This is a genomic window from Pseudomonas sp. NPDC089569, assembly GCF_050280625.1.
In the GTDB taxonomy this organism is placed as follows: domain Bacteria; phylum Pseudomonadota; class Gammaproteobacteria; order Pseudomonadales; family Pseudomonadaceae; genus Aquipseudomonas.
The window spans coordinates 1-1,114 of record NZ_JBNNVQ010000275.1 but is presented as its reverse complement, the minus strand read 5'-3'; the positions used below and the strand labels follow the sequence as shown (position 1 = coordinate 1,114).

At 64.5% G+C, this 1,114-nt stretch carries 1 pseudogene; it reads right to left on the bottom strand.

Features of this window, described 5'->3' with window-relative positions:
* Positions 1-900: pseudogene (locus tag ACQKP2_RS33035) on the bottom strand (type IV secretion protein Rhs); the annotation flags it as partial.
* Positions 901-1,114 lie beyond the last annotated feature (214 nt).

Below are 1,114 nucleotides of genomic sequence, written 5' to 3'. Positions count from 1 at the left end.
CCCCGCCCCGGCGGCGGCGAAGGTCAGGACGAGGGCGATCAGCACATCGATCAACACCTCCACCACCGCCTTCGCCAAGGCCTCGGCGGTGCTGCCGGCGATGACACTGGGCGGCAGCATCTCCAGCCACAGGCTGGCGCTGCGCAGCAGCAGGCACAGCGCCGCCTCATCACTGATCAGCAGCTGCAGTCTGGCCATCGCCTGCGGCGCGTCTTGCGCCAGTTTCTGCAACTGCTCGGCGCCCGCCCCCAGGCGCTTCACAAAGCGGCCGGGGTCCTGCAACAGCTCCGAGAGCAGGTCGATGCGGTCCCACACGCCTTCGATCGCCGCCCAACTGCCGGCCAGCAAACCGTTGCCCGCCGCGCCCAGCGTCGACTGCGACCACTGCGGACGAAAGCCTTGCCACTCGGCGCGCAGCCACTGCTCCAGGTCGTCGGTAAGGCCGTCGTAGGCCTTGAACAGCTCATTGAGCTGCTGCGGCGTGACGGCGTGCTGCACGTGCACGCGGTAAAGCTTGCCTGGCTCACCCTGGAACTGACCCCGGCCGTGTTCATCGAGGGCGATCGACTTCCGTTCGCCTCCCTCGACCGCGATCACATCGACCTGAATATTGCCCAGCGGCACCTCGTGCACCGACTCGAACAGGCTCTCGATCAGCAGGATTCCGCTGCGCGGGCACTGGGCAACGGTGGAGAGAAAGTTGTCGTCGCCGCTGCTGACCGCGGTGCTGGTGTCGCCAACCTTGATCAGCCGTTCCATGCCCATCAGCGACGGCAAATCCAGGGCATGGCTGACCTTGTCGGCAGCCTGGCTGTACCAGCGCGACAGCTGCTGACGGTAGAGCGTCAGGGTGTCCGGGAACTGCTCGAGTTCCTGCTCGATGCGGGCGATGTGTGCCATCAGCCCACCCAGCGAACGCAAGTGAGGTGAACAACCGGGTCGAACATGGACAGCCCCTCGCACAGGAAAAATGGCGCGGGGGACTGTGCGGGGGTTCCGTGAGGAAAGAAGTCAGACGAGGATGTGGTTGATGTAGGGCGATTCGCTAAATCACTTTTCTAAAACACAACGCCGCGCAGGGATCACTCCCTGCGCGGCGATAACTGTCAGAAAA